Below are 25,599 nucleotides of genomic sequence, written 5' to 3'. Positions count from 1 at the left end.
GAGCAGGACTTGCCGTTAAAGATTATATTGTTGGCGCGCGATATCCCCGAGACCGGCTTTATCAAGGTTCGTCAAAGGCGCTAAAAAAGTCACCTGAATTACGCCCGGATCGCGTCCGATTTCGATAGCGCCGTTGATCGTAGCCCGGTTGCGCACTTCCGAAACGGTCATATCCAGCAGCTTTGCCGCTCTTTCCAGGCCATTGACAATAGCCGCGTTCATATTGGCCGCCGTGCCAATGACGGAAATCGGCGCCACTTCCTCAACGACTTTGACACCCCACTGTTGAGCCAATTTTGCACCGCGTTTCTTTTCTTCCTCCGTGAAGGGCCTTGCCAATGGCGGCAGATCCTCAAGCAGCGGAAACAGCACGGGACCGTCATTATTATAGCTCTTCAGCACCTCGACCTGCAGGGTGACGCTTCCGGCCACATCCATTGTGTGCCCTGCGATTTCGCCATCCCCCTGGGCAGCGTGCATGTCACCCATATAGACGCCAGCGCCTGGAACCTTGACGGGGCAAACCAGAACGGCGCCGGCGCGCACCGCATCGATGTCCATGTGCCCATCGGTCTTGTGCTTCTGCAATTCCTCCTGGCTCAAGGCATAAGGGTGCGGCGCACCGACAAGGAACGCGCCGAAGTCGCCAGCGTTATGGGAATCCGGCATAGCCTTCGAAGGGGTTGTGCCCAACTGCCCGAGGAATGGCCGCATGCGCACAATGGCGCCGACGAGATCAGCCGGAGCGTAGTTCAACACGGAGTGCTGTACCGATTGATCGGGCAGCGACGCATAGTGATTGGCATTCTTGGCGATGCGTTCCGCAGCGTCCTTGTTGACCGTCAGGCCAACATCCTGCGCTTCGTCGAACACCACCGTGTAACCATGCACAATCTCGAATGGCTTTATCGCCGTCCCGCATTTGTTGCAGCGTACGGAATCCTGCCCCACGCCCTCAATATGCGTTTCGGGCCAAACTTCTTCACAGACAGGGCAGCGCGCCGCGACAAACGGATCGCCGAGACAATATTTGTTCGAAACGGCGTCGTGACCGGACGCTGTTGCCAACGAGGTTACTGAAATATCGCGAATGCGGATGACAACACCGTCGCCAACCTCTGCGCCCTCAATATAGACTGGCTTGGTCACTTCGTGTCCACCGCGGAGACGCGGCGTAATCATCGGCCCCCAGCAACCTGGCGCGGTATTGGCGATGATCGTGCCGCCATTCTGCAATGGACCCAACATCGGTTCGGACGGGTCCAGAACACTATTGGTAAAACCGTCTACGACGACGCTCCGCTTCGCAATATTGGATGGTGAATCTGCCATGGTCGCTCTCCCGCTGGTTTGTATCGAAGCCAGATCATAGCTCCGATAGCCTTGACCACAAGGAAAGAACGCCGAGACCTTGCCGGACCGTGCATGAAATGCCCCCTCTCCGGCTGCTCGCGACCGTAACGGGCGTGGCGCAATTGGCGCTCACCTCCCGTTTCAGCCATCAGCGTCTTCTCTGGACAAGCGGCCTGCTTAAGCCGCTATTTGGGCGAGGTAATGACCTTTGCGAATCCTCCAAGGGCACGATCATTCAACTCCAAAATTTCGATCGCTAACCACTGATAAATTATCCGCAGCATGGCCGTTCATGAAGTAGGTTGTAGCAGCCTTGATTCTGCTATTAACATTCAACTTTACAAGAATAGATTCTATATGTGACTTTACCGTTCCGGGACTAATATTCAAAATCTTGGCAATTTGCTTATTCGTGCAACCGTCCAATACGAGCCTAAGTATCTCTTCTTTCCTATTGCTCAACAAGCCGGAGTTCCTACGCCGGTTCCCCATGGAATTTATCTCATTCGAGTAACACGTGAACCCGGAATTAATAACGGATATTACATCGTGTAAACCGTCGATTGAGGTACTCCTCTTGATAACTGATTTTATATTGTAACTATCAAATCCACCGCAGCGAAAGCTACCGTCATCGCCAACCATCAATATTATTGGAACGAGTGGCAGTTTTTCTTTAATCTTTTCAAGTGACCCCGTCAGGATTGATGGGGAACAGTCACCGGCAATTAACACCGCTGACAATATCAAGTTTTCGATGTCTTCAGACCAATCTGAAATCGAATTACACCCGTAAATACAATACTTTTTGTCGATGTTCTTTAAGCCATGCATTGTCCCTCGTAAATATATATCATGGCTGTCTATAATTAGTAAATTCATTTTATTATCCACTTAAAATAGACGAATCAATTAATAAAGTATATATATGCAGTAATTTATATTAAATATCATTAAGTCCAAATTATTTCTAAAAATTACGCCCCATAGATTAAACATTGTTTATTCCTCATAGTTTAAATTATATAAAAATATCTCGATTAATTTCTTCCCTATTTTTAAGAGCCTGAATCAAAAAGCGGCATGTGTGTGCGAAAATGGTGATTTTCGAGTACCGGAGCGGAGCGTATTCAAGGTACGTGAGCACCGGAACGCAGAAAATTGCCATTTGCAGCCACACAGGGCGACATTTGGAACAGGCTCTAAGGCGCTCTCAAGAACAGATCGCGCTCAGCGGCCCGTCTGCGCGTTAAACCGGGCAACGCCATTCCACCCGCCTTGTTCCATCGCAAAAATTGTTCTGCAGCTTCTGTATATTGACCGTGGTTCAGGAGGCGAAGCAGCGTTGAGCCTTTCAGATTGGCCAGCCCTAGATTGAATGCGAATGATACGAGAGCATCGAATTGATTCTGGTTCATACTGACGGCGACATACTGGATGACGCCCCCTTCGAATTTCCTCAAATCACTTTGAAGTAAATCCTCTGCCTCCAATTCCGTTAAAGGCCGGTCAAATCGCTCTGAAGGCAGTATTAAATGGCCATAGCCGATAGTCCATTTTCCTACAGCATCTTTGTATTTCTCGAGCCTCAAACCTTCAAACTCTTTAATCAAATTTAGACCAGATTGACCTATTCTTCGTTGTTGCTCCATAATAATAACCTCACGATTGACGAACGGGCTGTATGTGACGTGTGTACTCGTCGATCAAACGCATCACGCTTTCCGGCGGCTCAAACGATGCAAACTCCATCTCGATATCTACATGGCTGGGGCAGCGCCCATTTTTGTCATGCGCAGTTGGAGAGAGGCTTACAATAAAGCGGTTCGTCGTTTCTTCCCCGGAAAGAGCAGAGGCGTCCATTGGCTCGATGGCTTCTGTACAGACGGTCAAGAATACTTTCATCTTTTCCAGAAGAAGCCCGCGAGGCGTAGACATCGCCACTAGAGGGATTTTGATTTGATGGTCGTCATCCAGCTCGATATCAACGACTTTAGGCTTAAGGCGCCCATCGCCAATGTCGTCAAAGAAAGGCTCCATAGCCTGCAAGTATTGACGCGCGACCAATCGGTTTGCTGCCATGGCTGCGTGCTGCATACCGAGTGCAATTTCATCTATTGATAATACCGGTCGATTACTTTGAAAAAAATTAGATCCATGATCTTTTGAAGAAGTATCCGATTCTTCAATTCCGGTCTTTTTATAGAACCAATCTTTTATAGACATAAGACTACCTTTTGGGTGAGAAGATCGCCCAGCGATCTTCTCACCTCGATTCAATTTTATTAATTAATACTATTTAATATTAATATTTGTAATTAATTTTTTTATTATTGGCTTAATTTGTGTCGCCTCCATTATTATTTTCGCCAGGAGTGAGCATCAGGTTCTTTGGATCCGTCTTAGGGAAATCCACGGCTTTGACATCCTTGTGCATCACAGGCTTGGTGGCAGCGTCTGTCAGGAAGTCAATGACTCGCAGCAGCGCTTCCGGCGCAGGCTGACGCTTTACCTGGGTATGAATGCTATACTTCGCCCGGGTGTCCGTTGATCGCGTTTGTTCGGACTTATGCGATACGCGACCTGCTAGTTTAACGCTGAAAGGCCCCCAGCCGATGCTGCCTTCGGCCGTTGCATCAGCCTTAGTCGTGCTCTGGGATTTTTCTGCTTGCGTAACTTCCAGCTCAAAATCAATAGTACCCTCTTCAATGCAAATATTGGGGTGAGCAATAGTTGCAAGCAAAGGAATACGCATAGTCTTCTTGAGCGTAGATGGAGTTCCATCTTGCTCGTTGATTACGGTCTCGTCGTAATCGAACTGAACGGCAATAGCGACGCCGTCCTTAATACATACCTTTAACAGAAATTCTGCATAGCTGTGGCTCGCCTGTAGCTGAGCCTTAATCATGGCCTGCAGCGGCCCGCCGATCATATCTTCGACGGGCAGTGCGTGAATGACAGAACCAATAAAATTCGTATCCATTTTTCAAATCCTTAATTAAATATATTGATGTGGACCACATGAGACACAGTAATGAAATTGATGAAGCGCCGAAATCCGCTGCATAGCCGTGAGCGGCGTGGCCTAGTTTCACTGCCATCAGACATATGTGGAACAGCATAGTATGTAGTTGTGGGGGTCGCGTCAGATCGGTGACTGCGCCCCATGTCTGAACCAGACCGTGTGTCGAGACCGCACTATTCCTTTGGCGCGCGTTGCTTGTCGCTTGATGTATCCGACAAGCGAAGCTTCGGCGGTTCTCCATCCGCGAGACAGTTGATCACAACGTCAACGATCCCGGAGGCAACAAAATCCGCCCGGATTCTATTTTGGAGTTCAGCGCCTTCCTTGCCGTCTCTCGTCTGCCCAAGGGACCATATGGCAACACCGATCAACGCATCTGGATTAAGACGCTTCAAACGGCGGATAGAGAACCTTCCGCGTGTCGCGTACTCCACATTGAGATAGCAGACCACGATAGCGGACGCCTCGGCGACAGCCTCTTTTTTCAACTGGCTTGGCAACAAGCCCGCATGGCCGATGACAGTGGCGCGCGCACCCTGTACGGACAGCACCTGAGCCACCATTTCGGCGCTAATGTCATCCAGCGCATCATGGCCGCCGATACAGACGACAGTTCTCCCCTCACCGGATGGAAGTTCGACCTTGGCCTTTTCCTTGGTGGTCGCATCGACCGTCACATCTTCATCATTATCCAGTTCTTCATTTGCAATCATGCGAAGATTGGCAACAAGCATATCTGCGCTGCTGGTGACGTCCTTCAACTGCTTTTCATTCAGCGCGCCGCGCGCCCTGTCCTGCTCCGCGAGAAGAATTGCCGGGATGGCAACGGTGCCGTAATATTCAACCAGAAACTTCTCTTCGAGGATTTCTTCCGCATTATCCGTTGCTTCGATCGGGTCTCCCGCAAGCAGGCGTTGATAGAGCCTCTCCTCCGGGTCGAGCACCGGCTCATCGCCAAACAATATCTCGAAGAACTCAAACTGCGGCACATGCCGCCCCAGCACCACGAGACAAACCGTCAGCGGCGTGGAGAGTACCAGCCCAACAGGTCCCCAGAGCCATGCCCAGAAGATCGCGGATACAATGATTGCAAGGGGGGACAGTCCTGTTCGCGAGCCGTATAGCCACGGCTCGATGACGTTATTGCTGATGAGTTCCACAATGATGAAAAGCGCGATGGTGCAGATGAGCAATGTCCAGCCGGGCGAAACCGCAAATGCCAGAAATATCGGCATCACCGCAGCAATCACCGGCCCGATATAGGGCACAAATCTCAGCACTATAGCGAGCATGCCCCACAACAGCGCATTGGGTATGCCAAGCAGCCACAGGCCGATGCCCAATGGCACGCCATAGGCGATATTGACCATGAGTTGGGTCAGCAGATATTGACCGACGCGACTACCAGCTTCCTGAAGGGCTTCGGTGGTCCGATGCAAGTCGCCATAACCGACAAGCCGGATAAACCTGTCGCGCAGTTCTTCCCTTTCAAGCAGCATGAAAACCACGACCACGATGACAAGGCCGGTTGTCGCCAGCGGGCTGATCAGCGGCCCCAGAATGTTTTCCAGCGTTTCGATGGGGCTGCGGCGCGAGAAGACTTCAACCAGCACCGGTTTTCTCTCCGGCTCCGGATTGATCCCGGGAACATCCGGCTTTTCTTCCGGACTGTTGATCTCGGCCCCTACCCGTTCGGCGAAGCGGTTCAAGCGGTCGATGATCCCGCCTTCCGTGCCTGCCTTCTTCAAATTCCGTATTTTCTCAATGATGTTGTACTGGTAGGTCGCGATGTTCTGCCCAACCTCCGTCACCTGAAAGGCCAGGATCGCGCTGAAAATCGCGATGATCAGGAAGCCCCCGGCAACACTGGTGATGATCGCCACCAGCCTCGGCAGCCGCAGCCGGCGGAGGAAGGCCACAATCGGCGCCAGCATGAAAGTGAGCAAAATCGCTATGGCCAGCGGCAGGAAAACATCTTTGGCGAAATAGAATATGGCAATGACCCCGGCCATCGCGGCCAAAGTCGGCAACCTGGTGTTGGCTGAGTTCAACGGCAGATTTCGATTAGGAACCCCACCATAACGGTCCATAGTGCATCCGGCTAATAATTGGTCACCTTATTAATGGAGATGCTCCGCTTTTGTTCCGCGAAATGAACCCGCAAAGCGCGCGATAAGATAAAAGCGGCCCTCCCGTCCGCCTTTTGTCAGAACTTCGCACCGACCCGCAGTGCGAATGCGTGGTCTCGCGCGCCAGAGCCGCCGAAGCCGGTCTGATATTCTACGCCGGTGGTCCAGGCATTTTCGAAACTGAAATCAAGCGACAGACCGACATTTCCGCTATCGCTGCTCTCGCCTTCGATGTCGAGCGCATAAGGAAGCCCACCGAGTGCGCTGTAGCCCATTGCGGCCCGGCTCGCCCCTTGAAAATCATGCGCGTATTCTGCCCGCACACCCGGCGTCAAACGGCCCCATGTGTAGTCGATGGCGTAATTGGCGCGCAGACCAACCACACCCGTGACGGTGTCCACGGTTTGATCGCCATAGGTCAGCCGATAGATGCTGTCTCCGCCTTCGGCATAGCCATCGAGCCAGGAACGCGACATTTCCAACCGGCCATAGGGTGAAACCAGCCAGGTTTCCTGACGAAATTCGTAGGCCACCGTCAGAGACCCGAACATCTGGCTGCCGTCGCGTTTGCCGTCGGTCAAACTTCCGTCTGTCGTGATGAAACGGATGGAATCAAAATCCAGAATGCTGCCGCCCACCAGCGCATCGATAAAGAAATTGTCGAGCGGCTTGAAACTGCCATAGACGGCGGCGCTGTAAGCATTGGCACGGCTTTCCGTGCCGTTGTCACCAATGTCGGTCCGATCCCGCCCATAGCCTACGCCAAAACCGGCCACGAACCGTCCCGAAAACCGATAGTCGATACCGCCACTCACGCCCACAAGCGTATAGTCCAGATCGAGCTTGCCACTATCGCGCTCACCAAAATTGACGAAGCCGCTGCTCCAGAATGCGAATGGTCCAAGGTCAGGGTCCAAAGCTGGTGCGGGCTGTTCCGGGTCCTTCAGGCCGATCGCCCTGCCCGGAAAAGCATTGCGCTTTTCGGGCGCATAGCCAAGGGCCGCATTGGGCGTTGCAGACGCTGAAGAAGACCGGTCGGACTGGTCCACCGGTGCCGCGTTGGACGCCTGCCCGCCGAGCCGTACACCGAGACTGGACTTTCTGCGGTCGCCTTCATCATGCAATTGCTCAAGCCGGTTTTGAAAATTCCGGGTTTGAACTTGCGCAAAACGTCGTGCCGCACTTGTCTGCGCGTTCAACAGGCCGATCACTTCGGGATCAAGCGTCGGGTCCGGGAAGACCAGCGCCGCACGGCTGACAACCACCGTGTAGCTGCGATTGGCGCCGCTTGGGGCCGTTACAACAATCGAAACCGTATTCGCACCAACCCCCAACCCCACCGGAGCGCTTGAACTTCCCGACGCAACATTGCTTCCTGCAACACTTACCCGGGCGGAAGGCTCGGAAACGGTTGGCACGAATGAAATGCTCTCGACACTATTCTCGACGTTGACAGAATAGCTGAGCGTCTCCTTGTCAAATGCCGGGTCCAGCGATCCGACGCTCGGAACAAGGCTCGCAAGCGTTGCATCTGCCGACACAGCGCGCGTGACATTCACCGTATAGCTGCGTGTCGTTCCATTTTGCGCAGTGACGACAACCGTTAGGGTCGTATTGCCGATGCCCAACGGAAACGCACTGCTCGCGCTACCGGACGCAACGGTTGCCCCGTTGACCGCGATGGTTGCCGTCGGATCAGCAGAAGTGGGTGTTAGTTGTAACGACGATGTTTCGGTTGGAACCGTCAGCGCGTAAGTCGTCGCGTTCGGCGAAAATGCCGGGTCAAGAGATCCAGCGCTCGGAACAAGGCCCACCAGTTCGGCATTGCCGGACTGCGCGCGAATGACATTGACCGTATAGCTCTTCGTGGTGGTTCCATCCTGCGCGGTAACAGTCGTGGTAACCGTGTTGCTCCCCACCACCAATGGGATTGCAGCGCTGGACGTTCCATTGGGCGTTGAAGCCCCATTGACGACAGCCGTTGCGTTGATATCTGCAAGCGATGGGATGAACGAAATGCTCTCCACATCGTTTGCGACATTCAACGTGTATGCGTTTGTGTTGGGAGCAAAGGCGGGCGTTAAAGTACCTGTGCTGGGAATAAGATTCTGCAAATTCGCATCGGATGATTTAACAACTGAAATATCCAATATGTTGGACGCAAGACTTTTATTTCCAAAAAAACTCACGGCAGCGTTATCTGGTAGTTGTATTTGGACCGATTCACTACTCTTTACCTGCATTCGAAGCGTATAAACTATATTGTTAACGGATGAATCCAAACGATACGTAATTTCATGGAGTCCTGTAGTGGATATCTTGAAATCGCTCTCTTCCAGTCCCAAGACCGCTTCCGAGAAAGTGATGGTAATGATCTTCTCGTCGCTGGAGGCGGGCGATGACGTCGAAAGCACCACTGTTGGATTGGCTGTACTAACAAGAACCCCGTTCGTAGCACCAACATTGTTGAGCCGAGGATTCGATGGTTCGTTTGCGCTATTGAAAATATTACCGCCGTTCAAATCTATCATTGAGGCGAGACTAATACCGTTCATGTCTATATCGCCGGGCTGGACAGTATAGGAAAAAGTCAGGACCTTACCCCCGGCTGTTCCCTGATAAACCGCGCTTCGGGTGACTTGGCCTATGACGACAGGTATGGACGGAACCCCCTGTACGGTGACATTTCGATCAAAAATTACAGAAAAGTTCAACTTTTCACCAGCTTTGTAATAGCCTGGTCCAGGAACAGACACTGACGTTACTTCCGCGGAATCCACTATATTGATAGTTACACGGGCAGTATTAATACCATAATCATCCGATACCTGATAAGTGAACGTATCGACCCCGATGAACCCCGGGTCAGGCGTATAAGTAAAGATTCCGCTGCCGGAATTTATAAAAACGCGGCCATCCTGCGCGTTGGTTCCCAGTACAAAAGTCAGATTACCGGCACCAGTCGCCGAAAGCTGGCCACTGAAAGACGAATTCTTAAATCCGGTAGTTTGATATGGGTAGGCGATCGGTGCAGATTGAGCCGCCAATGAGCCGGATATCAAGGCAAAAAGCCCGACTATCATCGCACAAAGATAGCGCCATCCCGGCGCGCCACGCATCCCCGCTAGTGTCCCCGACCGCACGATGTCCCCCTTGCCCCGAACAGTTTATTTTCTGTCACTAAAATGCATTGGCGACAAGAGAACATTGAATAGACATACAGAAACATTTAAAATACGGCATATGTCGTATTTTACATTGTCTTTAGAAAACAACTTTCAACACTGCATGGAATGCCTGAATATCACTGCGCGCATGAGTAGAAGATGGTTTGTGGTCGCGTCCTGTCACAAACGCTGATCAATCAATCATTATTTTTGACATGACATTGCCTTGCGGCAGCGGTAATTGCTCGTTTTAAAATAACGGTTTGGCGGGTTATTATGTCGACGGGCATGCAGGAAACAAAGCCGCTGGTCGGAATTGCGCTGGCATCGGCTGGCTATGCATGCTTTGCCTTGCAGGATGCACTGGTGAAATGGCTCGTCGCCAGTTATGCCGTGCCCCAAATCCTCTTCATGCGCAGTCTGGTCATTTTGGTGATTACCGGCGCTTTGGTGCGCTATTACCGCCACCCGTCGATCATGCACAGCCCCTATCGCGGCACGCTTGTCCTGCGCGCCGGGCTGATGCTGTTTGCATGGCTTTTGTTTTATAATGCGGCCAAGTTTCTTGGCCTTGCCGAATTGACCACGCTTTATTTCTCCGCACCGATCATGGTCATGTTTCTGTCCATTCTCGTTTTGAAGGAGCGGATTGGAACCGGACGCTGGATTGCCTGTTTCGGCGGCTTTGTGGGTGTTGTCATCGCGGCCAATCCGGGCCATTCGCCAAACCTGATACCCGCCATCATGTGCGTGGTGGCTGGCTTTTGCTGGGCATGGAGCACGATCCTGATCCGGCTCGTCAGCCGCAGTGAAACAACGCTGACGCAGATGTTCGCAACCAGCCTGATCTTCGGCATTGCCTGCGCAGTTTCCTTTCCATGGCTCTGGCAATGGCCGGATGGTATGGGCTGGGCGCTCATGTTCGGCCTCGGCTTGATCGCAACGCTTGGCCAGTATCTTCTCTACGAAGGGTTTCGTCACGCGCCCGCATCGGCGCTTGCTCCGGTCGAATATACCGGTCTCATCTGGGCCTTTGTCTATGGCTATGCGATCTGGGCGGAAATTCCGGCAACAAACGTCTTCGTTGGCGCCTTGCTGATCGTCGCTTCCAGCTTTGTTCTCGTCGGTTGGGAACGCTACGAAATCTCCGCGAAGCGCAGGCGCGCCGTCTGAGACGGGCGTGTTCGCTAGACCGCGAGAATATATAGCCAGAACGACATGGTGACCGCTGAAAGCAGCGTGCCGATGAGAATGGCATTGGCCGCCACACCAGAGGCGCGGTTATAATAAGTTGCGAATATATAGACGTTCACACCGGCGGGCATGGCTGCAAGCAGCACGCCATAACGCGCAAGTTCCATCGGAACTTTCAGCACGCCGATCATCAGCGCATAGGCAAGTGCTGGATGCACCATCAGCTTGATGATCGATGCGATCAGAGCCTGTTTCCAGTTTTCCGACAGCTTGAACTGAGTCAGCGCGCCGCCGATACCAAACAGCGAAACCGGCACGACCGCCTGCGCCATCATCGAGAAAAACGCATCCGCAGGCTCGATGAGTTTGATCCCGAGGCTGGAGCCGATGATGCCGGTGGCAATACCCCAGATCAGCGGATTGGAACCGATGCGGCGCAAGGCGACGATAATCGTCTTGCTCAAGACCTGACCATCACGACGCACAAGCTCCATCGTCATCATGCCGACCGTCAGCAGGATCGCACCATGCAGACCGATGATCGACAAGGTAACCGGCAGCGCCTGATCGCCATAGGCGCGCGTCATGATCGGCAGGCCGATCAGCACCGTGTTGGTGAATGTGCCGGAGAAACCGACAGACACGCTCTCGCCCGGGCGGTTTCCATAGACTTTGCGGGCGATGGTAATGCCAAGCACAAAGCAGATAATCGCCGCGACATAAAACGGGCCGATGATCTTGAGATCGAAGGCGGAACGAAAGTCGCTCGTCGTAATTGAGTAAAACAGCAGGCAGGGCGTCGCAAAATTATTCACGAAGGAAATGAGACTGCCGACACCAGAAGCGGGAAAGAACCCCGTTTTCACAGCAATAAAACCAAATGCCATGAGCGCGAATATCGGCGTTATAACGTAAATGATATCGATCATTTCAAGACTTCATGGAGATTCAACTTTCGCAATTCTCTTTTTATTATCAAATAATATTATTCGATCAATAAGAGAATACGAATATCCACGTCATAAATATCGATAAATTTAAATCCAGCTTCCACATAAGCTCAATTAATGCTTCGAAGCCACCTTTATGTTCCGACATTAACCGCGAAGATCATTAATATTTAACTATATGCGACGCTTTGCATATTTGACCGGGAACCACCCTGTCCTGTCAACATAATATAAAGGCTTGCTGGTGCTAATATCGCCTCAAGCAGGGGTTGCAGACCCTCAAGAGCTTTTAGGCAAAGGTGCGCCGGATAAAAACGCTTGCGTCGACGCGCACCAAGAGCGGGGAAATGAATTATGAATGAATCCATTCGGGAAATTCTGGCCAAGGTCGGCGGATTGCCCATAGCCGTGACCGACATTGCAGACGATGCCGATCTTTATACGGCGGGCCTGTCGTCCTTCGCCTCGGTGCAGCTGATGCTGGGCCTTGAAGACAAATTCGACATCGAATTTCCGGATCAGTTTCTGAACCGCAAATCCTTTGCGAGCATCAGCGCGATTGAACAGACGATCACCAGCATCCTCAAGGATAACGAGGCCGCATAATGAATGCAGGCGGGGGGAACAGCCTTTCCGAGCGTGCCGGTCGCGTAGCAGCCATCGCCGGAAAATTCGCTGATCAAGTCGATAAGGAAGGGCGCTTTCCGCGCGAAGCCATCGATGCGATGAAGGCCGAACGATTGCTGGGCATTCAGGTGTCGCGCGATCTGGGCGGCGAAAGCGCGGAGATCGACAAGATTGCAGAACTCTGCTGCATTCTGGGGCAATCCTGCGCTGCAAGCGCGATGATCTTCGCCATGCACCACATCAAGCTATCGAGCCTTGTGGAGCATGGGCAATCGGTCGAATGGCATCGCGGCTTCATGCGCGACGTTGCGGACCAGCAGTTGCTGCTTGCTTCCGCCACCACGGAAGGCGGCATTGGCGGCGATCTGCGCAATTCCATCTGCGCAATTGAAATCGACGGCGACACCTGCCGTCTGGAAAAGAACGCCACGGTTATTTCCTATGGCGTCTATGCCGATGCCATCCTGATCACGTCGCGTTCGCATAAAGATGCGGCCTCGTCCGATCAGGTCATGACCGTTTTCCGCAAAGACCAGTACACGCTGGAAAAGACCAATGAATGGGACACGCTGGGCATGCGCGGCACCTGTTCGGAAGGCTTTGTATTTCGCGGCGAAGCGGACAAGGTGCAGATCCTGCCGCATCCATTTGCCGAGATTGCCGCGCAATCGATGCTGGCGCAGTCGCATACATTGTGGAGTTCGCTCTGGTACGGCATCGCTGTGGACGCAGTGAACCGCGCGCAGGCTTTTGTGCGTGCCGCAGCGCGCCGCAATCCGGGCGCACCGCAGCCGGGCGCTTTGCGCGTCGCGGAAGCCTCCAACATGCTGCAAATGCTGAAATCGGAAATCGTCGCCTGCCTCAAGACTTATAAGGACGCGAAGCACGACGCCGACAAGCTCGCTTCCATGGGCTTTGCCATAGCGATGAACAATCTGAAGATTGCCGCATCGCAGACCATTCTGCAGGTCATCAACCACGCCATGCTGGTGTGCGGCATCATGGGCTACAAGAATGGCACGCCCTATAGCCTTGGCCGCCATTTGCGCGATGCGCATTCGGCGCAATTGATGATTTCCAACGAGCGCATCCTCGGCAATACGGCGACCATGCTGCTCATTCACAAACAGAACACAAGCCTCTTGGGATAACGCCATGGACGCGCAAAGATCTTTTCTCAACCGGCTTTTCGATGCCGGACTGCTGATTGAAACCGGCGTGGACGGCCTCTACGGACGTTCCGGCCAGTTTGAAGATGTCATCGTGGCCTTCGAGCGCCTCATTGACCGCACCGGCGGCGGCGATGGTGCCGAAGCGATCCGCTTTCCGCCCGGCCTCAATCGCGCTTACTTCGAAAAAAGCGGCTATATGAAGAGCTTCCCGCAGCTGGCCGGCACGGTGCACAGCTTCTGCGGTTGCGAGCTGGATCATATCAACCTCATCAAATGCATGGATGAGGGGCAAGACTGGACGCTGGAGCAGAAGGCAACGGACATCGTCCTGACGCCCGCCGCCTGCTACCCGCTTTATCCGACCATTGCCAAGCGCGGTCCGCTGCCGCAGGGCGGCGGCCTCTATGACCTGCAATCCTATTGCTTCCGCCATGAACCTTCGGTGGACCCTGCCCGCCAGCAGTTGTTCCGCATGCGCGAATATGTGCGCATGGGCACGGAAGCCGATGTGATGGAGTTCCGCCAGCTCTGGATAGAGCGCGGCACGGACATGATGAAGAAAGTCGGCCTGCCAGTTGAAATCGACGTGGCGAACGATCCTTTCTTTGGACGCGCGGGTCGTTTGCTGGTCAACAACCAGCGCGACCAGAACCTGAAATTCGAATTGCTGATCCCGATCACCAGCGTCGAAAAGCCAACCGCCTGCATGAGCTTCAACTATCATCAGGACCAGTTCGGCGTGAAATGGGGCCTGTCGCAACATGACGGTGAAGTCGCGCACACGGCTTGCGTCGGTTTCGGACTGGAGCGCATCGCATTGGCGCTGTTCCATCATCACGGCCTCGACGTCAAAGCCTGGCCAGAAAGCGTACGCAACGAATTGTGGGGTTAAAGCATAATCCGACCGGAGTGAAACGAGGATCGATCAAGGTTATGCAGGCAGTCTTTCCGCATATCTCGCCAGAAACCTACGCGCCGCATGCGCTGCATGCGCAGACACGCATCTGGCCCGAAACCAATTGCTATGTCGATCTCTGGATCGAAGTGCTGGCATCGCTTCGGGTCGTGCCCGAAGCGATGCTGGGCTTTACCCTGACGCAGGATTTCGAGGGCGACCAGTTCACCTTCTTCAAGGTGCCGCTGGAAGACCTCGAAGCGCTCTATGGTGTGCGGGCAACGGAACTTGCGATCTTCGACAGTGTGGAAGGCCATATCGCGGAACAGATCGGGCGCGGACGGCTGTGCATGGTGGAGATGGACAGCTATTTCATGCCTGACACGCAGGGCGTGAGCTATCGCACCGAACATGGCAAGACCACCATCGCGATCAACCGCATGGATGTTGGGAACCGCTCGCTCGATTATTTCCACAATGGCGGTTTCTACCATCTGGAGGGCGAGGATTTTGACGGTGTCTTTCAGCGCCATCTGACAGAAGCAGACCTACCCTTCCTGCCCTATACGGAATTTGCGAAGTTCCCGAAGGAAATGCCCGGTGAAGCGCATCAGCGGCGCGTGGCAGAAATTCTGCTGCCACGCCATTTTGCGCGCAGGCCCAAGGCCAATCCGATCCGCGCCTTCGCCGCTGTGTTTCCGGCGCAGGTAGAAGCCATCGCCGAACGCCCCTTCGGCTTCTTTCACAAATATGCGTTCAACACGCTGCGCCAACTTGGTGCAAATTTCGAACTGGCTGCAAGCCATCTGCAATGGCTGGGCGAAGGCAAGCGTTTCACCGCTGCTGCCGCCGATGCGATCCAGATCGCCGAAACGGCCAAGGCCGTGCAATTCCAGCTTGCGCGTGCCGTGATGCGCAAGAAATTCGACGCACTGGCAAGCGCGCTGACACCTGCCGCCGAAGCATGGGATCGCATGACGGGGGCGCTTGCAACAGAACTTGGCCGCGATGCTGCCTGAACAAGCTGCATCAAGCCGCCCGCTTGCCGAAGGCTGGCGGCTTTTTCTGACCGCAGCCAATGAGGCCGCGTCGCCCGCTGATGTGCCGCGCAACGGGGCGTATCTCGATGCGCCGGTTCCGGGCACGGTCGCGGAAGCGCTGGAAAAAGCAGGGCGTTTCAGCCGCACTGCTCCGACACCGCTGCACAATCAGGATGCGTGGTATTTTCTCGACCTTACCGAAACAGCCGGTGAGGCGGTGTTGCATTTTGCGGGCCTTGCCACGATCTGCGAAGTCTATCTGAACGGCGCTTTGGTTCACAACAGCGACAGCATGTTCCTCGCCCACGACCTTCCCGTCACGCTGACGGGCGCGGATGAGCTGGCGCTTTGTTTCCGCGCTCTTGGCCCCCGGCTGGAGCAAAAGGGCCCGCGCGCACGCTGGCGCACGCAGTTGATGAATACGCAAGGCTTGCGCCTGATCCGCACCACCGCGCTCGGCCATATGCCGGGCTGGTGCCCGGAAATTCACGCTGTCGGCCCTTGGCGGCCAGTGACGATCAGCCGACCCGACGCGGAAGCGGTCAGCAATATCTCCATCCAATCCACGTTTCATGAAAATGGCGACGGAGAACTTGCCGTTAGTTTTACTTACGAAGGCAAGGCTGAAAATCTGACCCTGCATTGCGCGGGTTCGCAGATCGCCTGTGACAGACAAGCGGATAGCCGCTGGCAGGCACAGCTGACCATCCCCGCCGTGGAATCGTGGTGGCCGCATACCCATGGCACGCCGACACTCCATCAAGTGGAATTGTCGCTTGGCAATGAAAAGCAGAAGCTTGGCCGAACCGGCTTTCGCCGTATCGGCGTTGATCGCGGTGCGGACGGAAAATCCTTCGCGCTGGTGATTAATGGCGAGAAAATTTTTTGTCGCGGTGCTGTCTGGAGTTCCGCCGATATAGTCCGGCTGCCGGGCGCACGCGCCGACTATCAACCGTGGCTGCAGCTTGCGCAGGACGCTGGCATGAACATGCTGCGCGTCAGCGGCATTACGGCTTATGAAACGCCTGACTTTTATGCCGTTTGCGACGAGCTCGGCATCATGGTCTGGCAGGACTTCATGTTCGCCAATTTCGACTATCCGCTGAAAGACGAAGGCTTCGTCGCCAAGGTACAGGCGGAGACGCAACAACTTCTTTCCGCCATTCGCCATGCTCCTTCGCTCACCGTGTTGTGCGGCGGCAGTGAGATTTATCAGCAAGGCGCCATGATGGGCCTGCCCGAGACAATCTGGAAAGGCGCGCTGACCGAAGAGATTTTGCCCGCCGTTGCGCGCAAACTCTGTCCCGGCATTCCCTATGTGCCGAACTCGCCCTGTGATGGCGCTCTGCCCTTCATCAGCAACGAAGGCGTCAGCCATTATTATGGCGTCAGCGCCTATTGCAGGCCGCTGGACGATGCGCGCCGCGCCGAAGTGCGCTTTGCGACCGAAAGCCTTGCTTTTTCCAATGTCCCGGAGGCACGCACGCTCAAGGCGCATCTCGACGTGCCCGCCGTCCATGATCCGCGCTGGAAAGCGCGTGTTCCGCGTGATCGCGGCGTGTCATGGGATTTCGAGGACGTGCGCGATACCTATCTGGAAATGCTCTATGGCTATGATCCGGCCCGCTTGCGGCGGGAGGATATGGAGCAATATCTACACCTTTCCCGCGCCGTCACGGCGGAAGTGATGGAGGCGACTTTCGCCGAATGGCGACGACCGGCAAGCACCTGCTTCGGTGCCTTGGTCTGGACGTTTCAGGATGTGTTGCCCGGTGCCGGCTGGGGCGTGGTCGATGCGACCTGTGAACCCAAACCCTCGTGGTATGGGCTGAAACGCGCTTTTCGCCCGGTGCAGGTTGGCCTGACCGACGAAGGCGTCAACGGGCTTGCCATTCACGTGCTGAACGAACAACCGCATGACGCCGATTTGACACTGGAACTCACTTGCCTGCGCGCCGGGGGGCAACCCGTCGTGAGCGGTCACCGCGATCTTTCGCTGACAGCGCGTTCCGGTGTCACAATACCGGCAACCGAATTGTTCGGCGCATTTTTCGATACGACTTATGCCTATCGCTTCGGCCCCCCGGCCCATGACGTGACGGTCGCCCGGTTGAAACGCAGCGAAGCCACTATCGCCGAGGCCTTTCATTTTCCGCAGGGGCGCACCAAAGCCTTTCACGACGCGACAATTGAATGCAGTGTCGTGGAAGAGAGCGGCAACTGGTTTCTCGATCTCAGCACAGCCGTGCTGGCGCAATCGGTCAGCATTGACGCCGAAGGCTGGCGGGCAACGGAAAACTGGTTCCATCTCGCTCCCGGCGAGACGAAGCGCGTCGCGCTTCTGCCCCGCCATGGTGGCGAAGGCAAACCGTCCGGCGAAATTCGCATTGCCGGATCGTCGCGCACCGTCTGGTTTTAACGCGTTTCTAAAGCCAGCGCGCGGATGGCGTCGATATAGACGTTGCGCGCATGTTCGGGCGTCAGATTGTGATCGGCGTCCGGAATGACTGCGACTTTCACATTGTCAAAGCCCTGCACCTTGTCGCCTGCCTGATCGAAATAGTAATTGAAATACTCGCGGCCGCTGTCCTTCTCGGCATAGATCAGCGTCAGCGGCACCTGCCGCAATTTCAATTCATCGAAAGCGGAATAGATTGCCCGGCCTTCAACGGTGCGGCTGCGCAAAAGCTTGCGCGCCAATCCGCGAATACGTCCGCCGACACCGCGTGCGAGGTTGCGCAGGATAGCGCGAATATCGAGTTCTCCGCGAAACAGGCGCTTGAACGTATCGAGTCGCATGGCGCGGCTGCCATAATCTTCCAGCGTCCGATTGCCTTCCCGTACCACATCTTCGACCGAAAGCTCCGGCGCCCAATAGAATGTCACCGGATTGACCAGCACGGCACCCGAAATCCGCTCGTCCAGCACCGCGCAATGCAGCCCGAGGAAAGCGCCGCTGCACCGCCCCGCCACAACCGGACGCCCCAGCCCGATGGCATCCAGATAATCCAGCGCGTCAGCGACATCCATTTCCGGCGCATGGGTATAAAGCACCTGTTCCGGCATGCCCGGAATGGGCGGGCTGTCACCGGCATTGGCGATATCAAAGCGCAGCGACGAAACACCGTCCCGCGCCAATCTGCGCGCCATATCGACCGTGGTGCGGCCCCATCCAACGCGCCGATCATAAGAGGACGAGAGGAAGAGGACCGTATGCCCCTTGCTGTCGCCCAAGGGTTTGCAGAGCACACCCGACAGACGATTGTTCGGGCCGAAGGCCACCGGCATTTCGACAAAGCCGTCGCCCCTGATCTGCCCACCGAGGTTGGTTTCATCGGCACTTTTTTGGGCCGGTCTGCCATCCGCAAGCGGCACTGCCCAATCGACCAGTCTGTCGGCAACATTCAACGGCAGGTGCGAAATAACCGGGTTGGAAATCAGCTTGTCGTAATCGGTGAAGGCTTCCACCGTGACTGCCACGCCGAGCTTTTCCAGATGCCCGGCCAGTTCCGCATCGTTCGGGCGGTCGGCCCTTGCTAGCAGAAGGCACGTGTCCGCAGGCTTTTCAGAGAGCGACAGGAGATTGATCTTCTTCACATCTGCGGCAATTTCGGGCGTCATCGTCAGGGATGCAATGGAAACCGCCCCCTTGATCCGCTGCGCATCGGGAAGGCCGAGATCGGCATCGACCATGCTCGACCACACCGCCAACTCGCGGGTGTAAAACCGACCGGAAATCACCGGTGCCAGCAGCGCCAGCGCCGCCAGACCTTCAATATGTGGAGCCGTTTCAGCAGCAACCGCCGCACCAAGGCTCTGCCCGATGATGACAACACGGCTCGCGCCCGACAAAAGCCGCGCCTTGTCCGCCGCTTCGATCAGCGCCTTTCGCCAGCGTTCCAGACCGGAAGAAAAATCAATGTCATCGCGCCCGTCGCCGGTGCCCGGCCAGTCGAAGCGCAAGGATGCAATCCCATGCTGAGACAGCCTGTCGGCAATGATACGCCAGAATTTCCGGGTCGTGCAAAGTTCTTCCAGCCCCCATGGGCTGGCGAAGACGACGACCGTATCGAGCCCCGTACCATAAGCACGCTGAAACAGGCCCAGAGTGTCGGAAAAGACAATCGGACTGGCCGCCGCCGTGCCCTCCAGAGGCTTGGAAGATGGTATAGTTTCCACGCCGTCGCCCATGCCCGGTATCCCCACCATATTAACAACGCCTGCAATAACGGAATTTAACCACAGAACCAAGAGGCCCTATTCAACATCTGAAGATGCGATCATTTAAAGATGTAGACCATATACTCTTAATTATCGGGCAGTATGACACTTCATCCACCAGGCAATGCCGGTTCATTTTCGAAAACGCTGTAACAGCAGATGCTTTCTTATAACATTCTTGTGAAAATGATCTCCCAATCACAATCTTGATATTCGCGTTAACCGCTAATCAGGAAATACTATGCAACCAAGGCCCATCGAAATTGAGCCGGATTTGGCTGGGGGGCCAGGATGGGTAACGCGATCATGACATGCCGCCGTGCGGTGACAAGGCCTGCGCCTGTCGGCTGCGCGATCCCGGTCCAGTTTCTGCATTTGTAAAGACCGACCTTGCACAGCCAGGTTTATCTGTCGGATCACCACTGACCGCCATTGAGACCAAGCCAATCACTTTGGGCAGTCCAGTGCCCTGACCTCGCTTCTAAAGGCTATCGGGGCTATTTCATTCCATGATGACCGTTCTCAATTGCATTGCCACGCAGCATGACGCGTGGCTGACAACGTTGGCAGCGCTGATCTGCCTCGTGGGTTCCGCGATCACGCTCAATCTCGTCCGCAAGGCCGCCAGATGTCATGGCTTCGTGCGCTATGGCTGGCATTTTCTGGTGGCGATCGCATCTGGCTCAACCGCCTGGTGCACGCATTTCGTCGCCATGCTGGCCTATGAGCCGAGCGCGCCCGTGGTGCTTCTGCCAGACCTTACCATCCTGTCGCTGGCGATTGCCGTTGTCGGCACGGGAATCGGCTTCGTGGTCATGACCGGCGGCTTTCCCCGCTTTGCCCCCGTCATCGGCGGCGCCATGGTGGGCGCATCAATTGCCACCATGCACTATATCGGCATGCTCGCCTATCGCGTGGACGGGCTGATCGAATGGAACATGGATTATTTCTATGCATCCATCGTGTTTGCCGTGTTGTTTGGCTCGCTCTCCGGCCAGTTTTTGATGCGGTGTCGCTACCCGACCTCCTACCGTCTGGCGGTTCTGGCCTTTACCGCAGCCGTCGTCAGCCTGCATTTCACCGGCATGGCGGCGCTGACCGTGACGCCGATGAACTATCTGCAAGAAGCGGAGCTTGCCGACAAGTTCACCCTTGCCGCTTCTGTCGGCGGAGTCGGCCTGATTGTGCTTGGCACTGCCCTTGCCAGTTACCTGATCGACAGCCACGTCCAGTCTTCCAACCTGCGGCAGTTGCAACACATTGCCCGTCACGACTCGCTGACCGGATTGCCCAACCGCACCCAGTTCGTCGAACGCCTCAGCCGCGAAAAGGTCAATGCCGATAATGGCGACCACCGCATTGCACTGATCGGCATCGATCTGGATCGCTTCAAGGAGGTCAATGACCTCTATGGCCACGCCGCGGGTGACAGGCTGCTTTGCGAGATTTCGGCCCGCATGACCGAACATCTGGAAAGCGGCGAGCTGATCGGTCGCTTCGGCGGCGATGAATTTGCAGCCCTGAAGACATTTCAGGATGAGGACGATCTGCGCAGCTTCGTCTCACGACTTAACATAGCGCTTAGCGATCTTGTGGACCTTGGCAATGCCGTTGTGCGCCCCGGCGCAAGCCTCGGCATCGCAATCTATCCAACCGACGCCGAGGATGTGGAAAAGCTTCTGTCCAATGCGGATATGGCCATGTATCGCGCCAAACAGAACATTGAGAACAAGATTTGCTACTATGAAAGCAGCATGGATGAAGCGGCGCGCAAGCGTGCTGCGCTGGCACGCGATGTCTGGACGGCGATTGACGAAAACCAGTTCTTCCTGAATTTTCAGGTCCAGCGCAGCATCAAGGATGGCGGCATATCGGGCTATGAAGTTCTGCTGCGCTGGCGTCACCCCGTGCAGGGTCTGGTGCCGCCAACCCTGTTCATTCCGATAGCCGAAGAATCGGGCGTCATTACGCAGCTCGGCGAATGGGTATTGCGTGCAGCCTGCAAAGAAGCGGCAAGCTGGCCCGTTTCCCGCAGGATAGCGGTCAATATTTCCCCGCTACAGCTCAGCCATACCGGCCTCGTGGACACAGTTCAAAATATTTTGAACGAAACCGGCCTACCGGCAAAACTGCTGGAGCTTGAAGTGACCGAAGGCGCGATCATCCGCGACAAGGCGCGCGCGCTGCATATCCTGCGTGAACTCAAGGCGCTTGGCGTCAGCATCGCCATCGATGATTTCGGCACCGGCTATTCGTCGCTGGCGACATTGCGTTCCTTCCCATTCGACAAGATCAAGCTCGACCGCAGCTTCGTCACCGATCTGGACCAGAACGTGCAATCGAAGGCTTTCGTGCGGGCGATTCTGGCGCTGGGCCAGAGCCTCGATATTCCGGTGCTGGCCGAAGGTGTGGAAACGCAGACGCAGATGGATATTTTGCAGGAAGAAGGCTGCAATCAGGTGCAGGGCTTCCTGCTTGGGCGGCCCGCGCCCGCCATTCACCTCGGCCTCGACAAGAAGGGCGAGGCGCAAGCCGCCTGAAGCCAGTCCACAGTGGGCCGGGACGCGGCGCGCGGCGCTATTACCGCCGCGTGCGAATCTGCCTATAATCGCTTCATGCCCATTCGACATTTAAGCGAAACCATCATCAATCAGATCGCAGCAGGCGAGGTCATCGAGCGCCCCGCCAGCGTGATCAAGGAATTGGTCGAGAATGCCATCGACGCTGGCGCGACCCGCATCGAGGTTGTGACCGGCGGCGGCGGCAAGACGCTGCTGCGCGTCACCGACAACGGCTCCGGCATTCCCGTCGACGAGTTGCCGCTCGCGGTTTCGCGCCATTGCACGTCCAAGCTCTCCGATGACGTGCACGATATTCGTGCGCTGGGTTTTCGTGGCGAAGCCCTGCCCTCCATCGGCTCGGTCGCCAAACTGACCTTGAAATCACGTCCGCAGGATGCGGATGCCGGATTTGAGGTTTCTGTTTCCGGCGGTCATCTCGAAGGCCCGCGCCCCACGGCGCTCAATCGCGGCACGATAGCCGAAGTGCGCGATCTCTTTTACGCCACGCCCGCCCGTCTCAAATTCATGAAGACGGACCGTGCCGAAGCCTCCGCCATCACCGATGTGCTGAAGCGCATTGCCATTGCCTTCCCGCATGTGCGCTTTTCGCTGTCCGGCACCGACCGCACGCCGTTGGAAATGCCCGCGACTGGCGCGGGCACCGATGCCACGCTGGAGCGGATCGGGCAGGTTCTCGGTCAGGATTTCGGCGAAAACGCGCTTTCCATCGATGCCGAGCGTGACGGTGTGCGGCTTGCCGGTTTTGTCGGCATACCATCCCATAATCGCGGCAATGCACAGCACCAGTTTGCTTATGTGAATGGCCGTCCGGTGCGCGACAAGCAGATTTTCGGCGCGCTGCGCGGCGCTTATGCCGATGTCATTGCGCGTGACCGCCATCCGGTCGCCGTGCTGTTTTTGACGCTCGATCCGGCGCTCGTCGATGTGAATGTGCACCCGGCCAAGGCCGATGTCCGTTTTCGCGATCCCGGCCTTGTGCGCGGCCTGATCGTGGGCGCGATCAAGCAGGCGCTGTCCCAATCCGGCATCCGTCCGGCAACCGGCGGCGCAGAAGCCATGTTGCAGGCTTTCCGCGCCGAAGGGTTTCAACCAAAGCGGTCTTCGAACAATTATGCCTCGACAAGCTGGCGGCCTGAGCGCCCAAGCCCGCGCAGCGAGTGGTCGCCGCAGACTGCACATCCGGCGCATAGACCGCTTGATTTCGGCAACGCGCCTGCCTTCCACGAAAGCGAGCAGGCGACAATCGATGTCGTGAATATTCCGACAGCCGATGCGCGCGCGACCATGAGCGAAGCCCCGGTCGAATTGCAGCAAAAACCGCTGGGTGCTGCCCGCGCGCAGATTCACGCCAATTATATCGTCTCGCAAACCGAAGACAGCCTCGTCATTGTGGACCAGCATGCGGCCCATGAACGGCTGGTCTATGAAGCGCTCAAAAACGCACTGCACTCGCGCCCGATACCGGGGCAGATGCTGCTGATCCCGGAAGTGGTCGATCTGGCGGAGGAAGACGCCGAGCGGCTGGCAAGTCATGCGGAAACGCTGGCCCGGTTCGGGCTGGGCGTGGAGCAGTTTGGTCCCGGCGCTATCGCTGTGCGCGAGACACCCGGCATGCTTGGCGAAATGAACGTGCAACAGTTGATCCGCGATCTGGCCGACGAGATTGCCGAGCATGAAACCGCCGACGGATTGCAGGCCATGCTCAACCATGTTGCGGCCACCATGGCCTGCCATGGATCGGTACGTTCAGGACGCCGTCTGAAGCCCGAGGAAATGAACGCATTGTTGCGCGAAATGGAGGCAACGCCCGGTTCCGGCACATGCAATCACGGACGCCCGACCTATATCGAGCTGAAGCTGAGCGATATCGAGCGGCTTTTCGGCAGACGTTGACAGGATTTGGTATAAGCACCTTCAGCGCCGCTGGACGCCAAGGTTCGCACTTGCTAGAGTTCAGTGCAAAGGTTTTACACACATGAACAGATTTGAATCGCCCCGCTCATCCTCCGAAGCTGTCCTGCGTTATCTCGACGGCGACTATGAAATCGTCAAGCACGGTTCCTATGTGCTCTGTGCCGTTACCGGCGCGCAGATTCCGCTGGACGAATTGAAATATTGGAGCGTTGCGCGGCAGGAAGCCTATGCGACCGGCCTCATTTCCTTCGAGCGTGAGCTTGAGTTCAATCCCGAAATGCGCAGCCGCAAGAAGGCTTAGTTTCCTTATAAAGACCGGCTTTTAAAGCGCTCGATCACCGTATCAAGGATATGATGGAGCGCATCCGTGCGCTCGAATTTCAGATCGATATCGAGAACCGCCAGTTTCGACAAAAATTCAGCCGGCACACCGACCATTGTGGCGAGACGCACATGGTCCTTTGCCGTGGTGATCAGCCCCAGCCCCTGCCTGCGGGCCGTATCGATCAGGTCGCGGATTTCATCGGGTTCAAAGCTGTGATGATCGGGAAACGAGCGCGTTTCCGCGATGACGCCGCCAGCCTGTGCAAGACTTGCATAAAACTTGTCGGGATTGCCGATACCGGCAAAGGCCAGCCAACGCTGCCCCGCAACAGTAGCCGACGATGAAGGCAAAAGCGCGGCCTCATAGATCGGCCGTCCGGCGCGGGCCGCCTGACGGATCACGAAATCCGCCGCATCGCCTTTGCCGATCCGCAACAGCGCGTCGGTCTTGCGCATCTGGTCGGTCAGCGGCGCGCGCAATGGACCCGCCGGGATGACGCGGCCATTGCCGATGCCCCGCCCCGCATCCACCACCAAAAGCGCGAAATCGGCATGGAGCCGCGCGCTCTGGAACCCGTCATCCATGATGATGAAATCGCAGCCAAGCGATTGCAGATGCTGCGCGGCCTTCACCCGGTCGGGCGAAAGCGCCACCGGCGCATGGCGCGCCAGCAAAAGCGGTTCATCACCGACATAGCGGGCGCTGTCATGGCCGGGGTCAACGACATGCAACCCTTTATAGCTCCCGCCATAGCCGCGCGAGACGATGCCGGGCTTCAGCCCGCGCGCCTTCGCGCCCTTGGCAAAGGCAATCGCCGTGGGCGTCTTGCCTGCCCCACCGACGGTGAAATTGCCGATACAGAGAACGGGCAAAGCGATTTTGGGTGGTTCGGAGCGGATCAGGCGTCGCCCGGCGATAGACCCGTAAATCCAGGCGGCAGGGGCCAGTGATCTTGCGCGCCAGTCGAGCTTTTCCCACCAGAATGGCGGCGCTTCGCTCGCCATA

The 25,599-nt window shown here is 55.9% G+C and carries 19 protein-coding genes and 1 pseudogene; 9 read left to right on the top strand and 11 right to left on the bottom strand.

Features of this window, described 5'->3' with window-relative positions:
• Positions 1-15 precede the first annotated feature (15 nt).
• The 8 genes and pseudogenes from FIC94_RS00750 to FIC94_RS00715 all read right to left on the bottom strand — a co-directional run bounded on the left by FIC94_RS00750 (position 16) and on the right by FIC94_RS00715 (position 9,626).
• Entirely contained in the window at positions 16-1,332 is a 1,317-nt protein-coding gene (locus FIC94_RS00750; RefSeq protein WP_140023581.1) for an acetamidase/formamidase family protein, read from the bottom strand.
• A 252-nt stretch (positions 1,333-1,584) separates the two neighbouring features.
• Positions 1,585-2,235, bottom strand: coding sequence for a helix-turn-helix transcriptional regulator (locus FIC94_RS00745; RefSeq protein ID WP_140023580.1), 651 nt, complete (start codon positions 2,233-2,235; stop codon positions 1,585-1,587).
• Positions 2,236-2,410: 175 nt separating this feature from the next.
• Positions 2,411-2,521, bottom strand: a pseudogene (locus FIC94_RS00740) (flagellar basal body P-ring protein FlgI); the annotation flags it as partial.
• A 34-nt stretch (positions 2,522-2,555) separates the two neighbouring features.
• Positions 2,556-3,005: a lysozyme gene (locus FIC94_RS00735; RefSeq protein ID WP_109367770.1), complete on the bottom strand. Its 450-nt coding sequence runs from the start codon at positions 3,003-3,005 to the stop codon at positions 2,556-2,558.
• A 10-nt stretch (positions 3,006-3,015) separates the two neighbouring features.
• Entirely contained in the window at positions 3,016-3,579 is a 564-nt protein-coding gene (locus FIC94_RS00730; protein ID WP_140023579.1) for a DUF2589 domain-containing protein, read from the bottom strand.
• 112 nt (positions 3,580-3,691) lie between these two features.
• A complete protein-coding gene (locus FIC94_RS00725; protein ID WP_140023578.1) occupies positions 3,692-4,336 on the bottom strand; it encodes a DUF2589 domain-containing protein in 645 nt (214 codons plus the stop codon).
• A 215-nt stretch (positions 4,337-4,551) separates the two neighbouring features.
• Positions 4,552-6,468 (bottom strand): AI-2E family transporter, encoded by a 1,917-nt coding sequence (locus FIC94_RS00720; protein WP_140023577.1) that lies wholly within the window; start codon positions 6,466-6,468, stop codon positions 4,552-4,554.
• Between the two features lie 116 nt (positions 6,469-6,584).
• Entirely contained in the window at positions 6,585-9,626 is a 3,042-nt protein-coding gene (locus FIC94_RS00715; protein WP_140023576.1) for a cadherin-like beta sandwich domain-containing protein, read from the bottom strand.
• A 324-nt stretch (positions 9,627-9,950) separates the two neighbouring features.
• Between FIC94_RS00715 and FIC94_RS00710 the strand changes: the two genes are divergently transcribed.
• Positions 9,951-10,847, top strand: coding sequence for a DMT family transporter (locus tag FIC94_RS00710; RefSeq protein ID WP_140023575.1), 897 nt, complete (start codon positions 9,951-9,953; stop codon positions 10,845-10,847).
• Between the two features lie 14 nt (positions 10,848-10,861).
• Here the strand turns inward: FIC94_RS00710 and FIC94_RS00705 are convergent, their stop codons facing one another.
• On the bottom strand, positions 10,862-11,797 hold the full coding sequence (locus tag FIC94_RS00705; RefSeq protein WP_140023574.1) for an AEC family transporter: 936 nt from the start codon (positions 11,795-11,797) through the stop codon (positions 10,862-10,864).
• A gap of 375 nt (positions 11,798-12,172) precedes the next feature.
• On the opposite strand from FIC94_RS00705, the gene FIC94_RS00700 reads away from it, so the two are divergent.
• From FIC94_RS00700 to FIC94_RS00680, 5 genes are read left to right on the top strand one after another with little or no spacing between them, the layout of a single operon-like run.
• Positions 12,173-12,424 carry an acyl carrier protein gene (locus tag FIC94_RS00700; RefSeq protein WP_109367777.1) on the top strand — a complete coding sequence of 84 codons (252 nt, stop codon included), beginning with the start codon at positions 12,173-12,175 and terminating at the stop codon, positions 12,422-12,424.
• Positions 12,424-13,596 (top strand): acyl-CoA dehydrogenase family protein, encoded by a 1,173-nt coding sequence (locus FIC94_RS00695; RefSeq protein WP_140023573.1) that lies wholly within the window; start codon positions 12,424-12,426, stop codon positions 13,594-13,596. Before FIC94_RS00700 ends, FIC94_RS00695 begins: the two co-directional genes overlap by 1 nt.
• Before the next feature lie 4 nt (positions 13,597-13,600).
• Positions 13,601-14,509, top strand: coding sequence for an amino acid--[acyl-carrier-protein] ligase (locus FIC94_RS00690; protein WP_109367779.1), 909 nt, complete (start codon positions 13,601-13,603; stop codon positions 14,507-14,509).
• Between the two features lie 41 nt (positions 14,510-14,550).
• Positions 14,551-15,531, top strand: coding sequence for a DUF1839 family protein (locus FIC94_RS00685; RefSeq protein WP_140023572.1), 981 nt, complete (start codon positions 14,551-14,553; stop codon positions 15,529-15,531).
• Complete coding sequence (locus tag FIC94_RS00680; RefSeq protein WP_140023571.1) at positions 15,521-17,971, top strand: glycoside hydrolase family 2 protein; 2,451 nt, start codon at positions 15,521-15,523, stop codon at positions 17,969-17,971. The genes FIC94_RS00685 and FIC94_RS00680 overlap by 11 nt, the downstream gene beginning before the upstream one ends.
• Here FIC94_RS00680 and FIC94_RS00675 read toward each other — a convergent pair.
• Positions 17,968-19,761 carry an alpha/beta fold hydrolase gene (locus FIC94_RS00675; RefSeq protein ID WP_235891928.1) on the bottom strand — a complete coding sequence of 598 codons (1,794 nt, stop codon included), beginning with the start codon at positions 19,759-19,761 and terminating at the stop codon, positions 17,968-17,970. The genes FIC94_RS00680 and FIC94_RS00675 overlap by 4 nt on opposite strands.
• A 521-nt stretch (positions 19,762-20,282) precedes the next feature.
• Here FIC94_RS00675 and FIC94_RS00670 point away from each other — a divergent pair.
• From FIC94_RS00670 to FIC94_RS00660, 3 genes are all read left to right on the top strand, one after another.
• The gene (locus tag FIC94_RS00670) at positions 20,283-22,313 is read left to right on the top strand and encodes a putative bifunctional diguanylate cyclase/phosphodiesterase (protein WP_140023570.1); all 2,031 of its coding nucleotides are present in this window, start codon (positions 20,283-20,285) and stop codon (positions 22,311-22,313) included.
• Positions 22,314-22,388: 75 nt separating this feature from the next.
• Complete coding sequence (mutL, locus tag FIC94_RS00665; protein WP_140023569.1) at positions 22,389-24,248, top strand: DNA mismatch repair endonuclease MutL; 1,860 nt, start codon at positions 22,389-22,391, stop codon at positions 24,246-24,248.
• 82 nt (positions 24,249-24,330) lie between these two features.
• Complete coding sequence (locus FIC94_RS00660) at positions 24,331-24,570, top strand: DUF2093 domain-containing protein (RefSeq protein WP_140023568.1); 240 nt, start codon at positions 24,331-24,333, stop codon at positions 24,568-24,570.
• A 5-nt stretch (positions 24,571-24,575) separates the two neighbouring features.
• On the opposite strand, the gene lpxK is transcribed toward FIC94_RS00660, so the two are convergent.
• Positions 24,576-25,598 (bottom strand): tetraacyldisaccharide 4'-kinase, encoded by a 1,023-nt coding sequence (gene lpxK, locus FIC94_RS00655; RefSeq protein WP_140023567.1) that lies wholly within the window; start codon positions 25,596-25,598, stop codon positions 24,576-24,578.
• Position 25,599 lies beyond the last annotated feature (1 nt).

The organism is Ochrobactrum teleogrylli, from assembly GCF_006376685.1.
Classification (GTDB): domain Bacteria; phylum Pseudomonadota; class Alphaproteobacteria; order Rhizobiales; family Rhizobiaceae; genus Brucella; species Brucella teleogrylli.
This window is presented reverse-complemented; position numbering and strand designations above follow the sequence as displayed.

What these genes read in the sequence shown, in the direction of transcription:
- FIC94_RS00660 (WP_140023568.1), top strand. Translation starts at nt 24,331, where the DNA reads ATGAACAGATTTGAATCGCCCCGCTCATCCTCCGAAGCTGTCCTGCGT.
- FIC94_RS00735 (WP_109367770.1), bottom strand. Translation starts at nt 3,005, where the DNA reads ATGGAGCAACAACGAAGAATAGGTCAATCTGGTCTAAATTTGATTAAA.
- FIC94_RS00720 (WP_140023577.1), bottom strand. Translation starts at nt 6,468, where the DNA reads ATGGACCGTTATGGTGGGGTTCCTAATCGAAATCTGCCGTTGAACTCA.
- FIC94_RS00690 (WP_109367779.1), top strand. Translation starts at nt 13,601, where the DNA reads ATGGACGCGCAAAGATCTTTTCTCAACCGGCTTTTCGATGCCGGACTG.
- FIC94_RS00745 (WP_140023580.1), bottom strand. Translation starts at nt 2,235, where the DNA reads ATGAATTTACTAATTATAGACAGCCATGATATATATTTACGAGGGACA.
- FIC94_RS00715 (WP_140023576.1), bottom strand. Translation starts at nt 9,626, where the DNA reads ATGCGTGGCGCGCCGGGATGGCGCTATCTTTGTGCGATGATAGTCGGG.
- FIC94_RS00725 (WP_140023578.1), bottom strand. Translation starts at nt 4,336, where the DNA reads ATGGATACGAATTTTATTGGTTCTGTCATTCACGCACTGCCCGTCGAA.
- FIC94_RS00705 (WP_140023574.1), bottom strand. Translation starts at nt 11,797, where the DNA reads ATGATCGATATCATTTACGTTATAACGCCGATATTCGCGCTCATGGCA.
- FIC94_RS00680 (WP_140023571.1), top strand. Translation starts at nt 15,521, where the DNA reads ATGCTGCCTGAACAAGCTGCATCAAGCCGCCCGCTTGCCGAAGGCTGG.
- FIC94_RS00730 (WP_140023579.1), bottom strand. Translation starts at nt 3,579, where the DNA reads ATGTCTATAAAAGATTGGTTCTATAAAAAGACCGGAATTGAAGAATCG.
- FIC94_RS00675 (WP_235891928.1), bottom strand. Translation starts at nt 19,761, where the DNA reads ATGGTGGGGATACCGGGCATGGGCGACGGCGTGGAAACTATACCATCT.
- FIC94_RS00670 (WP_140023570.1), top strand. Translation starts at nt 20,283, where the DNA reads ATGATGACCGTTCTCAATTGCATTGCCACGCAGCATGACGCGTGGCTG.
- FIC94_RS00700 (WP_109367777.1), top strand. Translation starts at nt 12,173, where the DNA reads ATGAATGAATCCATTCGGGAAATTCTGGCCAAGGTCGGCGGATTGCCC.
- FIC94_RS00695 (WP_140023573.1), top strand. Translation starts at nt 12,424, where the DNA reads ATGAATGCAGGCGGGGGGAACAGCCTTTCCGAGCGTGCCGGTCGCGTA.
- lpxK (WP_140023567.1), bottom strand. Translation starts at nt 25,598, where the DNA reads ATGGCGAGCGAAGCGCCGCCATTCTGGTGGGAAAAGCTCGACTGGCGC.
- mutL (WP_140023569.1), top strand. Translation starts at nt 22,389, where the DNA reads ATGCCCATTCGACATTTAAGCGAAACCATCATCAATCAGATCGCAGCA.
- FIC94_RS00710 (WP_140023575.1), top strand. Translation starts at nt 9,951, where the DNA reads ATGTCGACGGGCATGCAGGAAACAAAGCCGCTGGTCGGAATTGCGCTG.
- FIC94_RS00750 (WP_140023581.1), bottom strand. Translation starts at nt 1,332, where the DNA reads ATGGCAGATTCACCATCCAATATTGCGAAGCGGAGCGTCGTCGTAGAC.
- FIC94_RS00685 (WP_140023572.1), top strand. Translation starts at nt 14,551, where the DNA reads ATGCAGGCAGTCTTTCCGCATATCTCGCCAGAAACCTACGCGCCGCAT.